The organism is Cupriavidus nantongensis, from assembly GCF_001598055.1.
Classification (GTDB): Bacteria; Pseudomonadota; Gammaproteobacteria; order Burkholderiales; family Burkholderiaceae; genus Cupriavidus; species Cupriavidus nantongensis.
The window spans coordinates 1,049,744-1,066,861 of the sequence record NZ_CP014844.1 but is presented as its reverse complement, the minus strand read 5'-3'; the positions used below and the strand labels follow the sequence as shown (position 1 = coordinate 1,066,861).

Sequence of the window (17,118 nt, the reverse complement as noted above, 5' to 3'; positions counted from 1 at the left end):
GCTCCCTCTCCCGCTTGCGGGAGAGGGTTGGGGAGAGGGCCGGTGCGTCGACGAAGTACAGCGCGTCGGTATGCCAGGGCCTGCCCTCTCCCCCGCCCCTCTCCCGCAAGCGGGAGAGGGGAGCAAACACGCGGAGAACGGAACCGTATGCGGCAATAAAATCCGCCTTCACCCCGCCTGCCCATCCCCCAGCATCTGCGCCACCGACCCCGCCGTCCCCGCCGCGCGCTCACCCAGCAAGCGGTGCAGCGTCCCCAGCAGTTCATCCTCGTTATACGGCTTGCCCAGATACACGTTGACGCCGATTTCCTCGGCGTAGCGGCGGTGCTTGTCGGCGGTGCGGGAGGTGATCATCACCAGCGGCAGGTGCGCGGTGCGCGCATCGGAGCGCACGTTGCGGGTCAGGTCGAAGCCGTCCATGTGCGGCATTTCGATATCGACCAGCATCGCGTCCGGCATCACGTCCTGCAGCTGCTTGAGCGCGTCGACGCCGTCGCGCGCCAGCACCACGTGGTAGCCGGCGCGGCCCAGCAGGCGCTGGGTGGCCTTGCGCACGGTCAGGGAATCGTCGACCACCATCACGGTGGGCTGCGCCGCCAGCCCGGCCACGGGCTCGGCGGTGCCGTCGCGCGCCATTTCCGCGACCGCGCCCGGTTGCGGCGCGACGGACGGCTGCTGCGTCGATTGCGGCAGTGCCGGCGAATCGAGCGGCAGCGAGCGGCCGCGCTCGCGCACGAAGCGCTGCGCCAGCACCACGGGGTTGTAGATCAGCACGATCTCGCCATCGCCCAGCGTGGTCGCGCCGGCGATGCCCTCCAGCCGCGCCAGGTGCGGGCCGATGTGCTTGACCACCACTTCGCGGTTGCCAACCACGTCGTCGACATGCACGGCGACGCGCTCAGCGCCGCTGCGCACCACCACCACCGGCGAGTACTTGCGCCCCGCGGGCGCGGCCTCGCCCTGTTCCAGCAGCGCGCCAAAGTAGAAAAACGGCACCTCGGCGCCGGCCACCGCCAGGCGGCCGTGGTTGTACGCATCCAGCAGCGCCGGCGCGCGCAGCTGCTGCACCTGGTCGATCATGCCGCTGGGCACCGCAAAGCGGCGCGCGCCCAGCGCGATCACCAGCACCTGCGTGATGGCGGTGGTCAGCGGCAGGTGCACGGTGAAGGTGGTGCCCTGCCCCGGCTGCGACGCCAGCGTGATGCGACCACCGAGCGCCACGGTCTCGGCGCGCACCACGTCCATGCCCACGCCGCGGCCGGCCAGTTCGGACACCGCCTCCGCGGTGGAAAAGCCGGGAGTGAAGATCATCTCGGTCAGGCGCGCCTCGCTGGCATCGTCGTCCGGGGCCAGCAGCCGGCGCTCGACCGCGCGGGCGCGGATGCGCGCCAGGTCCAGCCCGCCGCCGTCGTCGATGAAATGCAGCACCACCTCGTTGCCTTCCTGCTGCACTTCCAGCGTCAGTGCGCCGGTGGCGGGCTTGCCCGCGGCGCGGCGCTGCGCGGCGGGCTCGATGCCGTGCGCCACCGCGTTGCGGATCAGGTGCTCGATCGGGCCGGCCATGCGGTCCAGCACCGAGCGGTCGATCTCGACCGTGCCGCCCTTGATCAGCAGCCGCACTTCCTTGCCGGTCTCGGCCGCGGCCTGTCGCGCCACGCGGTAGAGCCGCTCGGCCAGCGCGTCGAACTGCACCATGCGCGCCTGCATCAGGCCGCGCTGCAGGCCGCGCGTCAGCCGTGCCTGCGCCGCCAGGTCGCCGGCGGCGCGGTCGAAGCCCCGCTGCAGGTTCTGCTCGACGGTGGCGACGTCGTTGACCGACTCGGCCATCATCCGCGTCAGCTCCTGGAAGCGCGTAAAGCGGTCGAACTCGAGCGGATCGAATTCCTGCTTGTGCTGCGCATCGGCAATGCGCGATGCCATCTGCGATTCGGCCTGGATCTCGATCTCGCGCAGCTGGCCGCGCAGGCGCGCGACGTTGTCGTTCAGTTCGCCCAGGTAGGCGCGCATCGCCTCGAGCTCGCTGTCCAGGCGCGCGCGCGTGGCGCCGACCTCGCCGGCCTCGTTGATCAGCGTGTCGAGCGCACGCGCCTGCACGCGCACCAGCGCACGCTGCGGCTCGGCCGATGCCAGCGGTGCAAGCGGAGCCAGCGGAGCGGCCGGCGGCATCGGCACCATCACGTCGGAAGGCCCCGGCACTAAGGGCAGTTCAGGCAGAGGCGCCTCTGCGGGCGATGCGCCCGGAGCTTCGGCGCCTTCAGGCTCGCGCACGGCGGCGTCGGCCGCTTGCCCGGGATCGGCCAGCCCGTTGACCACATCGGCATCGTCGGCCGGCAGCAGCCGGCCGGCCTGCAGGGCCTCGGCATGCGCCAGGATGCGGTCGTACCAGGCGTAGAGCCGCTCGAACACCTTCGGCGCAACCGGCTGCTGCCCCTGCCCGCGCAGCGTGCTGTCGAGCAGCGTCTCCATCTCGTGCGCGGCCTGCCCCAGTGCCATCGCGCCAGCCATGCGCGCGCTGCCCTTGAGCGTATGCAGCGCGCGCAGCACCAGCCCGCCATGGCGCGCGTCGTCGGGCGCGGCCTCCCAGCCGCGCAACAGCTTGCCCAGCTCGGGCAGCGAGCCCTGCGCCTCTTCCAGGAAGATCTGCACCAGCGCCGGGTCGGGTGCGGTGCCGGCGTCGGCGTCGGCGTCGGCGTCGGCGTCGGCGGCCGGCGTGTCGGACGCGCGCGGCAGCGTCGGCAGCGCGATCACCACCGCATCGTGCGCGGAGACAGGCGGCGCTGCAGGGGCTTCATCAGCTGCTTCGGCTTCGGCCGCCGGCGGCAGCCGGCCAAACACTTGCGCCATCGCGTCATCGGCCTCGGCCGGCGGCGGCGCGGGCAGCGCCACGCGCGGACGCAGCAGCGCGCGCTCGCCGAACTCGGCCAGGCTGCGGCGCAATGCGGCATCGGCCTGCGGCCAGATGCCGGCGGCAAACTGGTGCAGCATGCCGCGCATGCGCTCGGCGGCCTGCTCGAGCAGGCGGAAATCGCCCGCATGCATCGCCACCGGATGCGAGCCCAGCTGCAGCAGCAATGCCTCCAGCGCCTCGGCGATCTCGCGCACCGGCTCCAGGCCCACGGTCGACGCGCTGCCCTGCAGCGTGTGGGCGACGCGCAGCGCCAGCTCGCTCGGGCACGGATGGGCTTCGTGCCGCCATTCGGAGATATCGGTGGCGAACTGGCGCAGCAGGCCATCGGCCTCCTGCAGGTAGACGTTGTACAGCGCCAGGCCGATGCGCACCGGGCCGATGACCTTGTAATGGTCGTCCTCGTCCGACAGGCCGCCGGCCAGCCGGAACGGGATCACGTTGTGGTCGGGCGTGCCGGTGTCGGCAGCGGCGTCGGTATCGGTGTCCGTATCGGTGTCCGTATCGGCTTCCGATTCGGCTGCGTCCGGATGCTCGTTCGGCGCATCCTCTGCAACCACGTCGGGCGCAGCCTGCGCCATGTCAGCGGCGGTGCCGGCATCGCGCACCGCCTCGGCGGCCGCGACCAGTGGTGCGATGTCGTGCCACGCCGCGGCGTCGCCGTGCAGCCGCGCCACCCATGCCGACAGCTCGGCATGCGCGCGGCGCAGCAGCGCCAGCAGCGCCGGCGCCGGCTCGCGCGCCTCGGCCAGCCACAGGTTCATCACCTGCTCCACCGCCCATGCCGCCTCGCCGTAGCGATGCAGGCCGACCATGCGGCTGGAGCCCTTGAGCGTGTGGAACGCGCGCCGCACCCGGCTGAGCATGTCGGCATCGCGCAGCGCCTCGACACCGGCGCCAAGGTCGCCGGCGATGCCGCCCAGCACCTCGTCGGCCTCGTTGAGGAAGATGTCGAGCAGCTCGGCATCGATGGCGGCGTGGTCGCCGGCCGCGGGCATGGACGGCGTGGGCGGCGTGGCTGAGCCGGCCGGCACCGGCGCGGGCTCCGCCGGGATCGCGGCGAGCGCCATCACCAGGCGCGCGCCGGCGTCGTCGCTGCCGGCAAGCCAGGCGTTGCACTGCGTGACGGCGTCGGCGGCCTGGCGGCGCAGCGCGGCGTCGTCGTCGATCGCGGCCTGGTCGGCCAGCGCCTGCAGCGCGGCGCGCAGCCGCTGCACCGCCGGCGCGTCGGCAACGGCGCCGGCACGCAGCGCTTCGTCGGCGGCGGCGCGCGCCGCGTCGAGCGGATCCTGCGGCGCATGCGCGTCGCCCGCGGCAGCAACCTCCGGCAAGAGCTCGGCGTGGCGGGCACGGCCGAATTCGAGCGCATCGGCGAACGCATGGACCACGCCCAGTTCCGCCGCCACCGTACGCAACAGCGCCGCGCGCGAGCCGGCGTCGGCAAGCTCGCCCTCATCGGCAAGGCGGGTCCTGACCGCCTCCACGGCCGCGCCGGCCTGCGCGGCCTCGCCGGCCAGCGCGCCCGGCAGCGCCGACGAAGCCCGCAGCTGCGCCAGCGTTCCCGCCAGCGCGGCAAAGGCCTGGCGCGCGTCGCGCAGGTGCGCGACGCCGTCGGCGCGCGCCGCATTGCGGTCATAGCTGTCGAGCCACGCTTCGCCGCTGTCGAGTTGCGCGCGCAGTTGCGCCACGGCTTCGCTGCGCTGCGCCTGGGCGCGCGCCTCGTCGACCATGCGCGCCAGCCAGGCCGGCGCGGCAGCGGCAGGGTCCGCCAGGCAGGCGGCGAGCGCGTCGCACTGCGCGGCGAAGAATGCCGCGGCCGGATGGGCGGATTGTCCGTGCACGCGCCACGGCAGCGCCAGCGCGCGCGACAGGAACAGCGCGATGCCGGCGGCGCCGAGCGCATCGCCGGCATCGCGTTGGCGCCCCAGCATCGCGGCCTGCGCCAGGCAACGCTGCAGCGCCGGCTGCGCCAGCGGCTGCGCGGCCTCGGCCAGTGCGGCCAGCGCGATCTCCCACGCGGCTTGGTCCGTGGCGGCGGCGCGTTCCAGCCCGGCCGCGGCCTGCTGCAGGTTGCGCGTGTCGATCGGGTCGAGCCAGCCGTAGTAGCGCAGCCGGAAATCGGCATGGGCCTGCGCGTGGGCGGCATCGAGGCGGAACGCCGCCAGCGTGCGCGCGATGTCGGCGCGCAGCGCCGCCGCGTCGGCATCGTCGCGCTCGTCGCGCTCGTCGCCATCGCCGCCCCCGGCCAGCCCGGTGCAGACCAGCAGGAACACCGCGTCGTTCAGCAGCGCCTGCGGCACGCGCACATGGCCCTGCTGGTACTGGCGCAGCAGCAGGTTGGCGCGGCCGGCAAAGCGCTTGGCCAGCAGGTCCGACGTCAGCAGGCGCAGCGCCAGCGCGCGGCACACCAGCCCGAGCACATGCCAGACGCCGCGGTCGGGATGGTCGGCGGCGCGGCGCGCTTCCTGCTCGTTGGCGCGCAGTTCCTCCAACGCAGCGTGCAGCGGCAGCCAGGCTTCGCGCAGCAGCGCCGCGTCGGCGCATGGCGTCGGCAGGCGCAGCGCCTTGAGCAGCGCCGATTCGAACTGCTGGCGCGCGCGCGTGACCGCGGCCGGCCCCTTCGGCGGCAGCAGCATGCCGGGCAGCATCTGCAGCTCGTCGAGCCACAGGTCGGCCGGATGCACGCGTTCCTCGCCCAGCCGGGCAAGCACGGCCGCATAGGGCTGGAACAGGCGCAGCGGGGCCTCGTCGTCGCCGGCCATCAGGTCGTCGACATACTCGGCCAGCGCCTGCACGCCGGCGCGGAACACCGCCAGCGCCTCCGGGCCGGCGGCCACGGTGCCGGCGTCGATGGCATCGAGCAGCCGGCGCAGCGCCTGGCAATACGGATCGGTCCCGCGCAGCCCGACGATATGCACCGCGCCGGCAGCCTGGTGCAAGTGCTGGCCGGCCAGCCGCAGCGAGGTGGTATCGCGCGCGCCCAGCGCCTCGGGCGCCTGGCGCACTTCGTCGACATAGTGGCCCAGCTCCGCGGCGGCGTCTTCGAGCGCGCTGCGCAGGCTGGGCGCCAGCCACGCCAGGCCGGACAGGTCGCGCGCGGTGCCGCCGTCGGGCGACGGCTGCGCGCTGGCCGGCAACGGGGCGGGTTCTGGTTCAGGCTGGACGTCGGGGCCTTCCGGCTCGCGCGGGATCGGGGAATTCAGGGACATGACGGCTTCCCGCTCAGGCGATCTTGAAGCGCGACACCGAGTTGCGCAACTCCTCGCTCAGCAGCGTCAGCTGGCGCACCGACTGCGCGGTCTGCCGCGTGCCGGTGGTGGTCTGCTCGGTGACCTGCAGGATGCGTTCGATATGGCGCGCCACGGTGGTGGCCAGGTCGGCCTCGTGCGAGGTGGACTGCGAGATCTGCTCGATCAGTTCGGCGAGCTGGCGCGACACGCGCCCGATCTCGACCAGCGCGGCACCGGCGTGGTCCGACAGCCGCGCGCCTTCGACCACGCCCTGGGTGCTGCGCTCCATCGCGTGCACCGCGTCCTGGGTATCGGTCTGGATGGTGCGGATCAGCGCGCCGATCTGCTTGGTGGCCTCGCCGGAGCGTTCGGCCAGCCGCTGCACTTCTTCGGCCACCACCGAGAAGCCGCGCCCGGCCTCGCCCGCCGACGCCGCCTGGATGGCGGCGTTCAGCGCCAGCACGTTGGTCTGCTCGGTAATGTCCGAGATCAGCTCGACGATTTCACCGATCTCCTGCGACGACTCGCCCAGCCGCTTGATGCGCTTGGAGGTTTCCTGGATCTGCTCGCGGATGTCGTTCATGCCGGCAATCGCGTTCTGCACTGCCTGCTGGCCCTGTTCCGCCGCGGACAGCGAGGCGCGCGCGACGTTGGCGGACTCGGCCGCGCCGCGCGATACCTGCGTGATGCGGTCGGCCATCTCCACCACCGACTCGCCGGTCTGGCGGATCTGGCGCGACTGCTCTTCGGTGGTCGACACCAGCTGGGTCGAGGTGGCCTGCACCTGCCCCGAGGCCTGCGTCACCTCGCCCGCGGTCTGCTGCACCCGGCCGACCAGCTCGCGCAGTTCTTCCACGGTGTAGTTGACCGAGTCGGCGATGGCGCCGGTGATGTCCTCGGTCACGGTGGCCTGGCGCGTCAGGTCGCCGTCGGCGATGTCCTGCAGCTCGTTCATCAGCTGCAGAATCGCCTTCTGGGTATTGTCGTTGTTGCGCTTTTCGTCGAGCCGGCGGGCCTCGGCCTCGCGCTCGCGCGCTTCGGCTTCGAGCGCGCGCATGCGCGAATCGCGCAGGTACAGCGCGGCCAGGCCGACCAGGCACAGCAGCGTCAGCGCCGCCGACACCACGGTCGCGCCCAGTGTCACCGGACGGCTGCGCGCCGACTCCGCGTAGGCGCGCTGCAGCGCCGACAGTTCGGCACGCAGGGCCTCGTTGTCGTTGAAGATCTGCTGCTGCGCGCGCTTGGCCGCGATCAGCCCGGGCAGGTTCTGCAGGATGGTCTGGGTGGTCTTCTGCACCGCCTCGAAGCGCTGCGACAGCTGCTGCAGGTAGCCGCGCGTTTCCTCGTCGGTGGCGGCGGACAGCCGCAGCGCCTCGCTGCCGTTGAGCAGGCCGTCCAGGGTCTCGCGGAAGGTGTTGGTGTCCTTGCCCAGCAGGAACGCGGTCTCGGGGTTGACGCCTTCGCCGGCCAGGAACTCGTTCAGGTTCTTGCCCAGGCGCTGCGTCAGCATCACCAGCTGCGCCGAGGCCGCCACCTCGCGCGCATTGGCGCCGGACTGCAGCTTGATCGCGGCCACCTGTTCGGCCGCTTCGAGCAGTTCGGGGTTGGAGGCGTTGAAAATCTGCAGGGTCTGGCCGATGGTGGTCAGCACCGGCTGCTGCGCCAGCACGTCGGCCGCGCTTTTCTCGGAACGCAACCAGGACTGCATGGCGGTCTGCAGCAGCGGCTCGGCCGCGCCGGTGGTGGCGCGCACGCGCTTTTCGTCGCTGCCCTGCTGCAGCGCCTTCAGGTCGCCCGACAGGGCGTCCCGGGACTGGCGCAGCTGGGTGAAGGCCTGCGCATTGCCGAGCAGCGCGACCGGCACCGCCTTGCCCAGGCGCTGCGAGTGCATCAGCATGTCGCCGGCCACCTCGATCTGCGCGGCGGCATTGTTGGCGATGCGGTTATCCAGGTACACCGAGCCCAGCAGCGCCACCAGCGACACCACCACGCCCACGGTCAGCAGCCGCTGCTGCGAGGCGAACGGCATGCGCCCGAGCCAGCGGCCGAGGTGCTCCAGCGGGGTCGCGCCCAGCCCTGCGGCGGCGGGCGGCACGGGCGCGGGTTCGGGGCCTGTGGCATAGGCCAGGTCGGGCCCGTCCGGAGCACCGGCGAGGCTGGTGGCAGCGTCGGCTGCCGGCGTGCGCCGGCCCAGGCTGAAATTCTTGAAACCCATGGCACCCTCTTCCGTTTTATCGTTGTCATCCCCGGCGGCTCGTGCCGGGTGCGGCAGGCTCTGGCCTGCGCGCCGTCATTGTCTGTGCCTGGCGTGAGCGGCCGCGCGCGTCAGGCGGCGGCCCGGCCCGCCTGCAGGAAGGCGGGCGCATCCAGCAGCGCGCGCACGTCCAGCACCTGCCAGTCGCGCCCCTCGCGGTCGGCATAGCGCTGCCCTTCCCAGGCCGGCGCCGGCTCGGGTCCGGCGGCAGCGGCATCGCCGTGCGGCAAACCCAGGTCGGCGGCATGGCGCAGCCCGGCCACGCGCGTGGCCAGGATCGCGCAGGCGCGTTCGGCGTCGCGCGACAGCACCACGATCTTGCTGCCCGGCTGCAGCGGCGTCGGCGCGCCGCCGCAGAACAGGCTGAAGTCGATCACCCCCAGCAGGCTGCCGCGCGCGTTGACCAGGCCGCTGTACCAAGGCTGCGTCAGCGGCACCGGGCTGGGCTGGCGCATATCCAGCACCTCGCCGGCATCGGCCAGCGGCAGCAGCCAGTGGCGCGCGCCCACCTGCAGCGCCAGGTAGCTGTCAGCGGCCGGCAAGCTGCGCGCCTCGCGCAGCCGGCGGGCCAGCATGGCCTGGTAGTCCTGCAGGCGGGTGTGGCGGGCGCGGAGGTCTTGGCGTGGCGCGTTCATGGCGGTCCCCGGAACTGGTGGCAGTGGTGTGCCGTGCGGCCGGCGCGGGCGGCGCGGGTGGGCTCAGTGCGCCAGCGCGGCGATCTTGCCCAGCAGCTCTTCGCCGTCGACGGGCTTGACGATGTAGTCCGACGCCCCCTGGCGCATGCCCCAGATGCGGTCGGTGTCCAGGCCCTTGCTGGTGCACATGATCACGGGGATGTCCTTGAAGCGGTCGTCGCGCTTGATCGCGCGGGTGGCCTGGTAGCCGTTCTGGCCGGGCATCACCACGTCCATCAGGATCAGGTCGAAAGCTTCGGCCTGCAGCCGGGCGAAAGCCTGCTCGCTGTTGCTGGCAACCGCGACCTTGAAGCCGCGCTTGCCGAGCAGGTCGGACATGAACAGGGCTTCGGTCGGGGAGTCGTCGACGATCAGGATCTTGTGAATGGCGGTCATGGGGTTTCCTTCGATTCGTACACGGCGTGCCTGCGGTTCAGGCCGGCAACGCCTCGCCCGCGGGCTGGCTCGGCAGGCAGGCCTGCACCGCCTGCAGCAGCGCGTCGCGGGTAAATGGCTTGGCCAGGTGGTCATGCGCGCCGACCAGGCGGCCGCGCGAGCGGTCGAACACGCCGTCGCGCGAGGACAGCATGATCACGGGGATGGCGTGGAAACGCGGACTCTTCTTGATCAGCGAACAGGTCTGGTAGCCGTCCAGCCGGGGCATCAGGATGTCGCAGAAGACCAGGTCGGGATGCAGCTCGCCCACCTTGGCCAGCGCCTCGAAGCCGTCCTCGGCCAGCATTACCTGGTACCCGGCCTGTGCCAGGAAGATTTCCGCGGTACGGCGGATGGTGCTGGAATCGTCGATGACCAGCACCTTGCGGCGCGGCGGTGGAGCGATTCCGGGCTTGAGGTCCTGCTTGATGTCCGGCGCGGTACCCGGAACAGGAACGCCGGGCGCCGCACCCTGGGCGCCGGCGGTATTGACCCGCTGGTTTTCTTCTAGATGAGCGACCCGCATGTTGTTCCCGCGACCAGCGGCTCCTGGCGGAGTGCCGGCAAGCACCAGAGAACACCCGTGCGGAGCAGCGCGACCCATGCGCGCCCCGACGGACCCCCGAAATTCTTTTATTTCCCTTCCAAGGCCGGGCTGAGCCCGGCAGTGGCGATGCGTGATCCCCGCATCTGCCCGCCGCCCTCCCCGCCGCGGGCGGAGGGACAGCCAGTCATTTTTGCAACAGAGTGTGACAAGACGCCGGGGGGCCGTCAATCCGGTGCGGCCAGCCCCCGGCGGCGTTCTGTCGCATCGGCGCGACGGGTACGCCGGCCGTTTTGTCGTTCTTCTAAATAGTGGCCGCTCAGATCGCGACCATCTCGAAATCTTCCTTGCGCGCGCCGCATTCCGGGCAGGTCCAGTTGATCGGCACGTCTTCCCAGCGGGTGCCGGGGGCGATGCCGTCTTCCGGCGCGCCTGCGGCTTCGTCGTAGATCCAGCCGCAGATCAGGCACATCCAAGTCTTGTATTCCATAACAGGCTCTGGCCACTCTCCATTAAAATCCAGCGCAGATGGTACCGAAACCGTGCCGCCGGCGCCAGCCGCGCGAGGGCCGGAATCGGGCCAGTTCCGCCGTGTTCGCTCCCGTTAGCGGCTCGTTAGCGCCGGATTGGCAGGCAATTGCAGCGAACTTCCGCTGTTTTTGCCGCATGTCAACGCCCGGGCCCAGGCCCGCCGAGCACGATCCCTGCAGTCCTGTCCTCACCTCAACGCCATGTCCCGTAATCAGCAGCTTTTCGACCGCGCCCAGCAGACCATTCCCGGGGGCGTCAATTCGCCCGTGCGCGCCTTCCGTTCGGTGGGCGGCACGCCGCGCTTCATCACGCGCGCCGAGGGCGCGTATATGTGGGACGCGGACGGCCAGCGCTATATCGACTACATCGGCTCGTGGGGCCCGATGATCGTCGGCCATGCCCATCCGGAGGTGGTGCGCGCGGTCCGGGAAACCGCCGCGCACAGCTTCTCGTTCGGCGCCCCGACCGAGGCCGAGATCACCATGGCCGAGGAAATCTGCAAGCTGGTGCCGTCGATCGAGCAGGTGCGCCTGGTCTCTTCCGGCACCGAAGCCACCATGAGCGCGCTGCGCCTGGCGCGCGGCTTTACCGGCCGCGACCTGATCATCAAGTTCGAAGGCTGCTACCACGGCCACGCCGACAGCCTGCTGGTCAAGGCCGGTTCCGGCCTGCTGACCTTTGCCGACACCACCCGCAATGCGCCGTCGTCGGCCGGCGTGCCGGCCGACGTGACGCGCCACACCATGGTGCTGGAGTACAACAACGTCGAGCAGCTGGAACAGGCCTTCGCCAAGCATGCCGGCGAGATCGCCGCGGTGATCGTCGAGCCGGTGGCCGGCAACATGAACCTGGTGCGCGCCAGCGCTGCCTTCCTGCAGGCCATGCGCGAACTGTGCAGCCGCGATGGCGCGGTGCTGATCTTCGATGAAGTCATGACCGGCTTCCGCGTGGCGCTGGGCGGCGCGCAGGCGCACTACGGCATCCGCCCCGACATGACCTGCCTGGGCAAGGTCATCGGCGGTGGCATGCCGGCGGCGGCCTTCGGCGGACGGCGCGACATCATGGCCAGCCTGGCGCCGCTGGGTGGCGTGTACCAGGCCGGCACGCTGTCGGGCAACCCGCTGGCGGTGGCGGCGGGGCTGACCACGCTCAAGCTGATCCAGGCGCCCGGCTTCTATGACCGCCTGGCCGCGCAAACGCGCAAGCTGGCCGATGGCCTGGCCGAAGCCGCCCGGGCCGCGGGCGTGCCGTTCGCCGCGGATGCGGTCGGCGGCATGTTCGGCCTCTATTTCCGCGACGGCGTGCCCGGCAGCTTTGCCGAAGTCACGCAGAGCGACACCGCGCGTTTCAACCGCTTCTTCCACGCCATGCTGGAGCACGGCGTCTACCTGGCGCCGTCGGCATTCGAAGCCGGCTTTGTCTCCGCCCAGCACGACGACGCCATCCTGGACGCCACCTTCGACGCCGCGCGCAAGGCCTTCACGGCGGCCTGACGCCATGCGGCCCGCCCGGCGCCAGGTTGCGCCGGCGGCCCACGCGTGACGGCAAGGGCGGTGCGCTACACTTGGAGTTCGTCCAATCGCCGGAGCCTCCGATGCGCGCATCCTCGTCCTCTTCGCTGACCACCCGCTCGCCGCTGTCCGTGTTGCGCTGGCTGGTGCTGGCGGTCATGGCCAGCCTGCTGTCGGCCTGCGGCTACAACGACTTCCAGGCCAAGGACGAGGCGGTCAAGGCGGCCTGGGGCGAAGTCATCAACCAGTACCAGCGCCGCGCCGACCTGATTCCCAACCTGGTCAATACCGTCAAGGGCTACGCCTCGCACGAGCGCGAAACGCTGGAAGCCGTGACCAAGGCACGCGCCGCCGCCACCAGCATCCAGGTCTCGCCCGAAACCCTGAACGACCCCGAAGCCTTCAAGCGCTTCCAGCAGGCGCAGGGCGAACTGTCCGGCGCGCTGTCGCGGCTGCTGGCAGTGTCCGAGAACTACCCGCAGCTCAAGGCCGATGCCTCGTTCCGCGACCTGCAATCGCAACTTGAAGGCACCGAGAACCGCATCACCGTGGCGCGCCAGCGCTATATCGCCGCCGTGCAGCAGTACAACGTGCTGGCGCGCAGCTTCCCGACCAACCTGACGGCGATGATCTTCAAGTACCCGGTCAAGCCTTCGTTCACCGTGGAAAACGAGAAGGCCATCTCCACGCCGCCCGCGGTCAAGTTCTGACCGGCATGGCAGCGATGCGCCACCCCCGGCGTTGGTTCCACGTGCACGGCTGGCTCGCCGCCGCCCTGTTGTGGCTGGCGGCCCTGCTGGGCGGCCCGGCGCTGGCGGCCGACGGTTTCGTCGCGGTGCCACCGCTGACCCAGCGCGTCACCGACCTGACCGGCACGCTGACGCCCCAGCAGCGCGGCGCGCTGGAGAACGTGCTGGCCGAATACGAGCAACAGCGCGGCAGCCAGATCTTCGTGCTGATGGTGCCCACCACCGATCCGGAGCCGATCGACGCCTACAGCATACGCGTGGCCGACGCCTGGCGCGCCGGGCGCCAGGGCATCGACGACGGCGTGATCGTGCTGATCGCCAAGGACAATCCGCCCGGCCTACGCAAGATGCGGCTGGAGGTGGGCCGGGGCGTGCAGGGCTCGCTGACCGACGCCATGTCCAAGCGCATCCTGCAGGATGTGATGGCGCCCCACTTCCGCCAGAACGACTTCTACGGCGGGCTCGCGGCCGGCATCTCGGCGATCCAGGCCACCATCGACAAGGAGGGCCTGGCGGCGCCGCAGCGCAAGGCGCAGCAAGCCTCGGCGCTGGATGAATGGCTGCCGGCGCTGCTGCCGCTGGCGATCATCGTGTTCTTCTTCCTGAGCGCCATCCTGCGCCGGCGCGGGCCGCAGATCGTCACCACCCGGCGCGGCCGCGACGTGATCGCCGGCGGCCTCGGCGGGCTGGGCGGCTATACCATCGGGCACGACTGGGGCCGGCGCAGCGGCGGCTGGGGCGGCGGCTTTGGCGGCGGCGGTGGCAGCGGCGGAGGCTTCGGTGGCTTTGGCGGCGGGGGCGGCGGCGGCTTCGACGGCGGCGGCGCGTCCGGCAACTGGTGACAGCACGAGGAACGACGACCATGCCGCATCTCAAACGCGCCCTGCACCATATCGCCACCACCGCCGGCACCGCGCGCAGGCACTTTCCGCCCGAAGCGCAACAGCAGCTGCACCACGCAGTGCACGCCGGCGAATCCAGCCACCGCGGCGAGATCCGCGTGGTGATCGAGGCCAGCCTGCCGGTCGGCGACGCCTGGGCCGGCGTCACGCCGCGCGAGCGCGCGCGCTTCCTGTTCGGCGCGCTCGAAGTCTGGAACACCGCGGACAAGACCGGCGTGCTGCTCTACATCAACCTGGCCGACCACGCCGTCGAACTGCTGGCCGACCGCGGCATCGACGCCAGCGTGGGGCCCGCCACCTGGCGCGAACTGTGCGACGAACTGGCACAGGGGCTCAGGCAGGACCTGTCGGTGCGGCCGGTGCTGGTCACGGTGGCGCGCATCCATGGCCTGCTGGCCACGCACTTCCCGTCGGATGGCGGGCATAACCCGAACGAGCTGGATGATCGGCCGGTGTTTTTGTAATCCGTAGCACCCCGGATCAGCTTGCGGCAGCCGCCTCGCGGCGAGCGCGCCGCCCGCCCAGCGCATACCACACCGCCGCCAGCGCCTGCAGCGTCACCAGTCCGGCCCACGCCGCCAGGTGCGCCGCCTTCGGGTAATGGCCGCCGCTGGCAGGCCACAGGTCCAGCACGAAGCCAACGCCCACCTGGCAGGCAAAGGTGGAGAGAAACACGGTGAGCGTCAGCGCCGTGGTAGCGCGCCCGATCAGCGCATCCGGGAAGCTGCGCGCCAGCACCGCATAGGTCAGGATGCCGCTCGAGCCGAACACGCCATAGGCTGCCCACAGCAGCACCGGCGGCAGCGGCACCTGCGCCATCAGCAGCAGCTGGACCACGATAAAGCCGGTCATGCCGGCGCCGGCAAAGGCATAGAGGCTGACGCCCAGGCGCTCCAGGTAGCGCGCGGCCCAGCCCGAGCCGACGCAGCCGGCCATCATGGCAAAGCCGATCACCGATACCAGCCGCGCGCTGGTGCCCGCATCGTAGCCCGGCACATCGCGCAGGAAGGCGCCCACCCACAGCGTCTGCACCGCCAGGAATACGCCCTGGTTGAGCAGCGTCAGCGGCACCACGCGCCAGAAGCGTTCGCTGCCCAGGATCTGGCGCGTGCCGCGCAGCTGCTCGCGCAGGCTTTCCTTGCCGACGCGGGGCTTGTCGGGCGCGCTGAACCACAGCAGCGCCGCCATCGCCAGCGACACGCCGGCCAGGCCGATGCTGACCGTGCGCCAGTCGGTCAGCGACAGCAGCCACGACAGCGGCGTGCCGACCAGCACCGCACCCAGGCCTCCGATAGCCATCACCACACCGTTGAGCAAAGGCATGCGCGACAGCGGGAACCACATCGACAGCGCCTGGATCGCGGCGCCCAGGCACACCGACACGCCCACGCCGATCAGCAGCCGGCCCGCGGCCAGCCCGGCCATGCCGGGCGCGAGCGCGAACACCAGCGAGCCGGCCACCGCCACCAGCAGCATCGCCGCCTCGGTGCGGCGCGGGCCGTAGCGGTCCAGCAGGATGCCCGCCGGCAGCTGGGCGCAGGCAAAGCCAAGGAAATAGAAACTGGTGAGCAGGCCCAGGTCGCCGGCATTGAGGCCGAGTTCGCGCGTCAGGTGCGGCGCAAAGCCCAGGTTGACGCCGCGGAACACATAGGACACCAGGAAGCCCAGCGAAAACACCACCAGCACGCGCCAGCGCGCGCTGGCCGCCGCGCCGGCGGCCGGTTGCTGGTGCGAGGGCTGCGAGGGCACGGAAGACAAGTTGGAAGTCGAAGTCGTCATGATGGCATGCATTGTCTTCCCCATCCCGGTGCAAAGCCAACGAAAGATACCCGCGGCAATTGTGAGTAAAATTTGACGGCCATGGCCAAAGCCCCCGCCAGACCCGCCCCGCGTCCCGCCCGTCACCCCGTCCACCTGCCGCCGCTGCAAGCGCTGCGAGCACTGGAGGCCGCCGCGCGCCATCGCAGCTTCTCGCGCGCGGCCGAGGAGCTGGCCCTGACCCACAGCGCCATCAGCCACCATGTCCGCGCGCTGGAAGCCAGCCTGGGCACCAAGCTGTTCCAGCGCAGCGGAAGCCAGATGGCGCCCACCAGCGTGGGCGCGCGGCTGGCCGAACAGGTGCGCGGCGCGCTCGACGACATCGAAAGCGCGTTGCGCGAGGCCGGCAACAGTGCGGCGCCGCCGGTGATCCGGCTGCAGGTCAGCGTGATGGCCGACCTCGCCAATGCCTGGCTGATCCGCCGCCTGCCCAGCCTGCACGCCCAGGTGCCGTCGCTAGACCTGCACCTGCGGCTGCACGCCGAGATCACGCCGCCGGACCCGTACAGCGTCGACGTCGGCATCTGGCACCAGCGCATCGACCTGCCCGGCTTCGAGTGCCACAACCTGATCGAAGACCACGTGATCGCGGTGGCCAGCCCGGCGCTGCTGGCGCGCTATCCGGGCTTTACGCTGGCCGACGTGCCGCGCCTGCCGATGCTGCGCTTTGCCCTGCGCCCCTGGCGCGACTGGCTCGAGGCCGCCGGCCTGCCCGGCGACGAACCGGAGCGCGGCCCGATCTTCCAGGACGCCGGCCTGATGCTGCAGTCCGCCGTGGCCGGCCTGGGCGTGGCGACGGCGCGCGCGCAGCTGGCGCACGACTACCTGGCCAGCGGCGAGCTGGTGCAGATCGGCCCCACCCGGATCCCGTCGAGCCTGCATTACTGGGTGACCTGGCGCGAGGGCAACCCGCGCGAAAAGGCCATCCAGCAGTTCCATGCCTGGCTGCAGGAACAGGTGCGGCTCGAAGGCGCACAGGCGCCTGCCGTCGTCTCCGGCAATGCCGGGCAGTTTCATCCGTGAAATTGTTTGGCGCGGCCAAGTTGGCAATACGAATCATTTTCGTCTAGCCCAGCCAGATCAAGGGCTTGGCGCCTGCACAAGCCGAACCGCCGCCTGCAAATCGAGCGCGTCGGCACGACGGGCGAGTTTCACCGATGCAACCATTCGGTTCAGCGTGCCCGCCACAATGAAAAACTTGCACGCCCCATCCAAACAGATGAGAAGCGGGTGAGCCGCCTCGTCGCGATTCGTTCGAAGGCTTGTCAACGGGCCCGTAGCCTCCATCCCGCCGCGCCTGCCGGCGCGTGCCCGGCACCAAAAGGTTGAGGTCCGTGGTGCCGCCCCATGTCAGCGGAAGATGTATGCCCTTTAAATCCTTGTATCGGAAATGAAACTGTTTCGAGGGGTGTCGAGGTGCAGTATCGGAGCCCTTCATCGTGAGCATTTCGAATTTTGCACTCCCTCATTCAGGTGGGCATGGCGCAGGAAAAATGCCTCGGCGTCCACCGGCGGCTCGGATCAGGTGTCTGATACATCCCTTTGTCATTTGGAAGTTTTTTGCG

General features: G+C 70.9%; 12 protein-coding genes. 5 read left to right on the top strand and 7 right to left on the bottom strand.

The genetic code is table 11. From position 1 onward, the window contains the following. Positions 1–168: 168 nt before the first annotated feature. From A2G96_RS04830 to A2G96_RS04805, 6 genes are all read right to left on the bottom strand, one after another. Complete coding sequence (locus A2G96_RS04830) at positions 169–6,114, bottom strand: hybrid sensor histidine kinase/response regulator (RefSeq protein WP_062797263.1); 5,946 nt, start codon at positions 6,112–6,114, stop codon at positions 169–171. A 13-nt stretch (positions 6,115–6,127) separates the two neighbouring features. Further along, positions 6,128–8,350: a methyl-accepting chemotaxis protein gene (locus tag A2G96_RS04825; protein WP_062797261.1), complete on the bottom strand. Its 2,223-nt coding sequence runs from the start codon at positions 8,348–8,350 to the stop codon at positions 6,128–6,130. A 110-nt stretch (positions 8,351–8,460) separates the two neighbouring features. Next, positions 8,461–9,024 carry a chemotaxis protein CheW gene (locus tag A2G96_RS04820; RefSeq protein ID WP_062797259.1) on the bottom strand — a complete coding sequence of 188 codons (564 nt, stop codon included), beginning with the start codon at positions 9,022–9,024 and terminating at the stop codon, positions 8,461–8,463. Between the two features lie 63 nt (positions 9,025–9,087). Then, the gene (locus A2G96_RS04815; RefSeq protein ID WP_012352035.1) at positions 9,088–9,459 is read right to left on the bottom strand and encodes a response regulator; all 372 of its coding nucleotides are present in this window, start codon (positions 9,457–9,459) and stop codon (positions 9,088–9,090) included. A 37-nt stretch (positions 9,460–9,496) separates the two neighbouring features. Continuing rightward, positions 9,497–10,024 (bottom strand): response regulator, encoded by a 528-nt coding sequence (locus A2G96_RS04810; protein WP_062797258.1) that lies wholly within the window; start codon positions 10,022–10,024, stop codon positions 9,497–9,499. Positions 10,025–10,361: 337 nt separating this feature from the next. Further along, entirely contained in the window at positions 10,362–10,532 is a 171-nt protein-coding gene (locus A2G96_RS04805) for a rubredoxin (protein ID WP_010813017.1), read from the bottom strand. A gap of 241 nt (positions 10,533–10,773) precedes the next feature. Between A2G96_RS04805 and hemL the strand changes: the two genes are divergently transcribed. From hemL to A2G96_RS04785, 4 genes are all read left to right on the top strand, one after another. Next, positions 10,774–12,066 (top strand): glutamate-1-semialdehyde 2,1-aminomutase, encoded by a 1,293-nt coding sequence (gene hemL, locus A2G96_RS04800; protein WP_062797257.1) that lies wholly within the window; start codon positions 10,774–10,776, stop codon positions 12,064–12,066. Between the two features lie 101 nt (positions 12,067–12,167). Then, positions 12,168–12,794 carry a LemA family protein gene (locus tag A2G96_RS04795; protein ID WP_062797256.1) on the top strand — a complete coding sequence of 209 codons (627 nt, stop codon included), beginning with the start codon at positions 12,168–12,170 and terminating at the stop codon, positions 12,792–12,794. 14 nt (positions 12,795–12,808) lie between these two features. Then, positions 12,809–13,675, top strand: a complete 867-nt coding sequence (locus A2G96_RS04790) for a TPM domain-containing protein (protein ID WP_062797255.1) — start codon at positions 12,809–12,811, stop codon at positions 13,673–13,675. Positions 13,676–13,695: 20 nt separating this feature from the next. Next, positions 13,696–14,199: a TPM domain-containing protein gene (locus tag A2G96_RS04785; RefSeq protein WP_062797253.1), complete on the top strand. Its 504-nt coding sequence runs from the start codon at positions 13,696–13,698 to the stop codon at positions 14,197–14,199. A gap of 16 nt (positions 14,200–14,215) precedes the next feature. Here the strand turns inward: A2G96_RS04785 and A2G96_RS04780 are convergent, their stop codons facing one another. Then, positions 14,216–15,514, bottom strand: coding sequence for an MFS transporter (locus A2G96_RS04780; RefSeq protein WP_062802061.1), 1,299 nt, complete (start codon positions 15,512–15,514; stop codon positions 14,216–14,218). Positions 15,515–15,595: 81 nt separating this feature from the next. On the opposite strand from A2G96_RS04780, the gene A2G96_RS04775 reads away from it, so the two are divergent. Further along, on the top strand, positions 15,596–16,576 hold the full coding sequence (locus A2G96_RS04775) for a LysR substrate-binding domain-containing protein (protein ID WP_062797251.1): 981 nt from the start codon (positions 15,596–15,598) through the stop codon (positions 16,574–16,576). Positions 16,577–17,118 lie beyond the last annotated feature (542 nt).

Excerpts from the sequence above, each read along its gene's own strand:
- A2G96_RS04830 (WP_062797263.1), bottom strand. The coding sequence starts at position 6,114 with ATGTCCCTGAATTCCCCGATCCCGCGCGAGCCGGAAGGCCCCGACGTC.
- A2G96_RS04825 (WP_062797261.1), bottom strand. The coding sequence starts at position 8,350 with ATGGGTTTCAAGAATTTCAGCCTGGGCCGGCGCACGCCGGCAGCCGAC.
- A2G96_RS04820 (WP_062797259.1), bottom strand. The coding sequence starts at position 9,024 with ATGAACGCGCCACGCCAAGACCTCCGCGCCCGCCACACCCGCCTGCAG.
- A2G96_RS04815 (WP_012352035.1), bottom strand. The coding sequence starts at position 9,459 with ATGACCGCCATTCACAAGATCCTGATCGTCGACGACTCCCCGACCGAA.
- A2G96_RS04810 (WP_062797258.1), bottom strand. The coding sequence starts at position 10,024 with ATGCGGGTCGCTCATCTAGAAGAAAACCAGCGGGTCAATACCGCCGGC.
- A2G96_RS04805 (WP_010813017.1), bottom strand. The coding sequence starts at position 10,532 with ATGGAATACAAGACTTGGATGTGCCTGATCTGCGGCTGGATCTACGAC.
- hemL (WP_062797257.1), top strand. The coding sequence starts at position 10,774 with ATGTCCCGTAATCAGCAGCTTTTCGACCGCGCCCAGCAGACCATTCCC.
- A2G96_RS04795 (WP_062797256.1), top strand. The coding sequence starts at position 12,168 with ATGCGCGCATCCTCGTCCTCTTCGCTGACCACCCGCTCGCCGCTGTCC.
- A2G96_RS04790 (WP_062797255.1), top strand. The coding sequence starts at position 12,809 with ATGCGCCACCCCCGGCGTTGGTTCCACGTGCACGGCTGGCTCGCCGCC.
- A2G96_RS04785 (WP_062797253.1), top strand. The coding sequence starts at position 13,696 with ATGCCGCATCTCAAACGCGCCCTGCACCATATCGCCACCACCGCCGGC.
- A2G96_RS04780 (WP_062802061.1), bottom strand. The coding sequence starts at position 15,514 with ATGACGACTTCGACTTCCAACTTGTCTTCCGTGCCCTCGCAGCCCTCG.
- A2G96_RS04775 (WP_062797251.1), top strand. The coding sequence starts at position 15,596 with ATGGCCAAAGCCCCCGCCAGACCCGCCCCGCGTCCCGCCCGTCACCCC.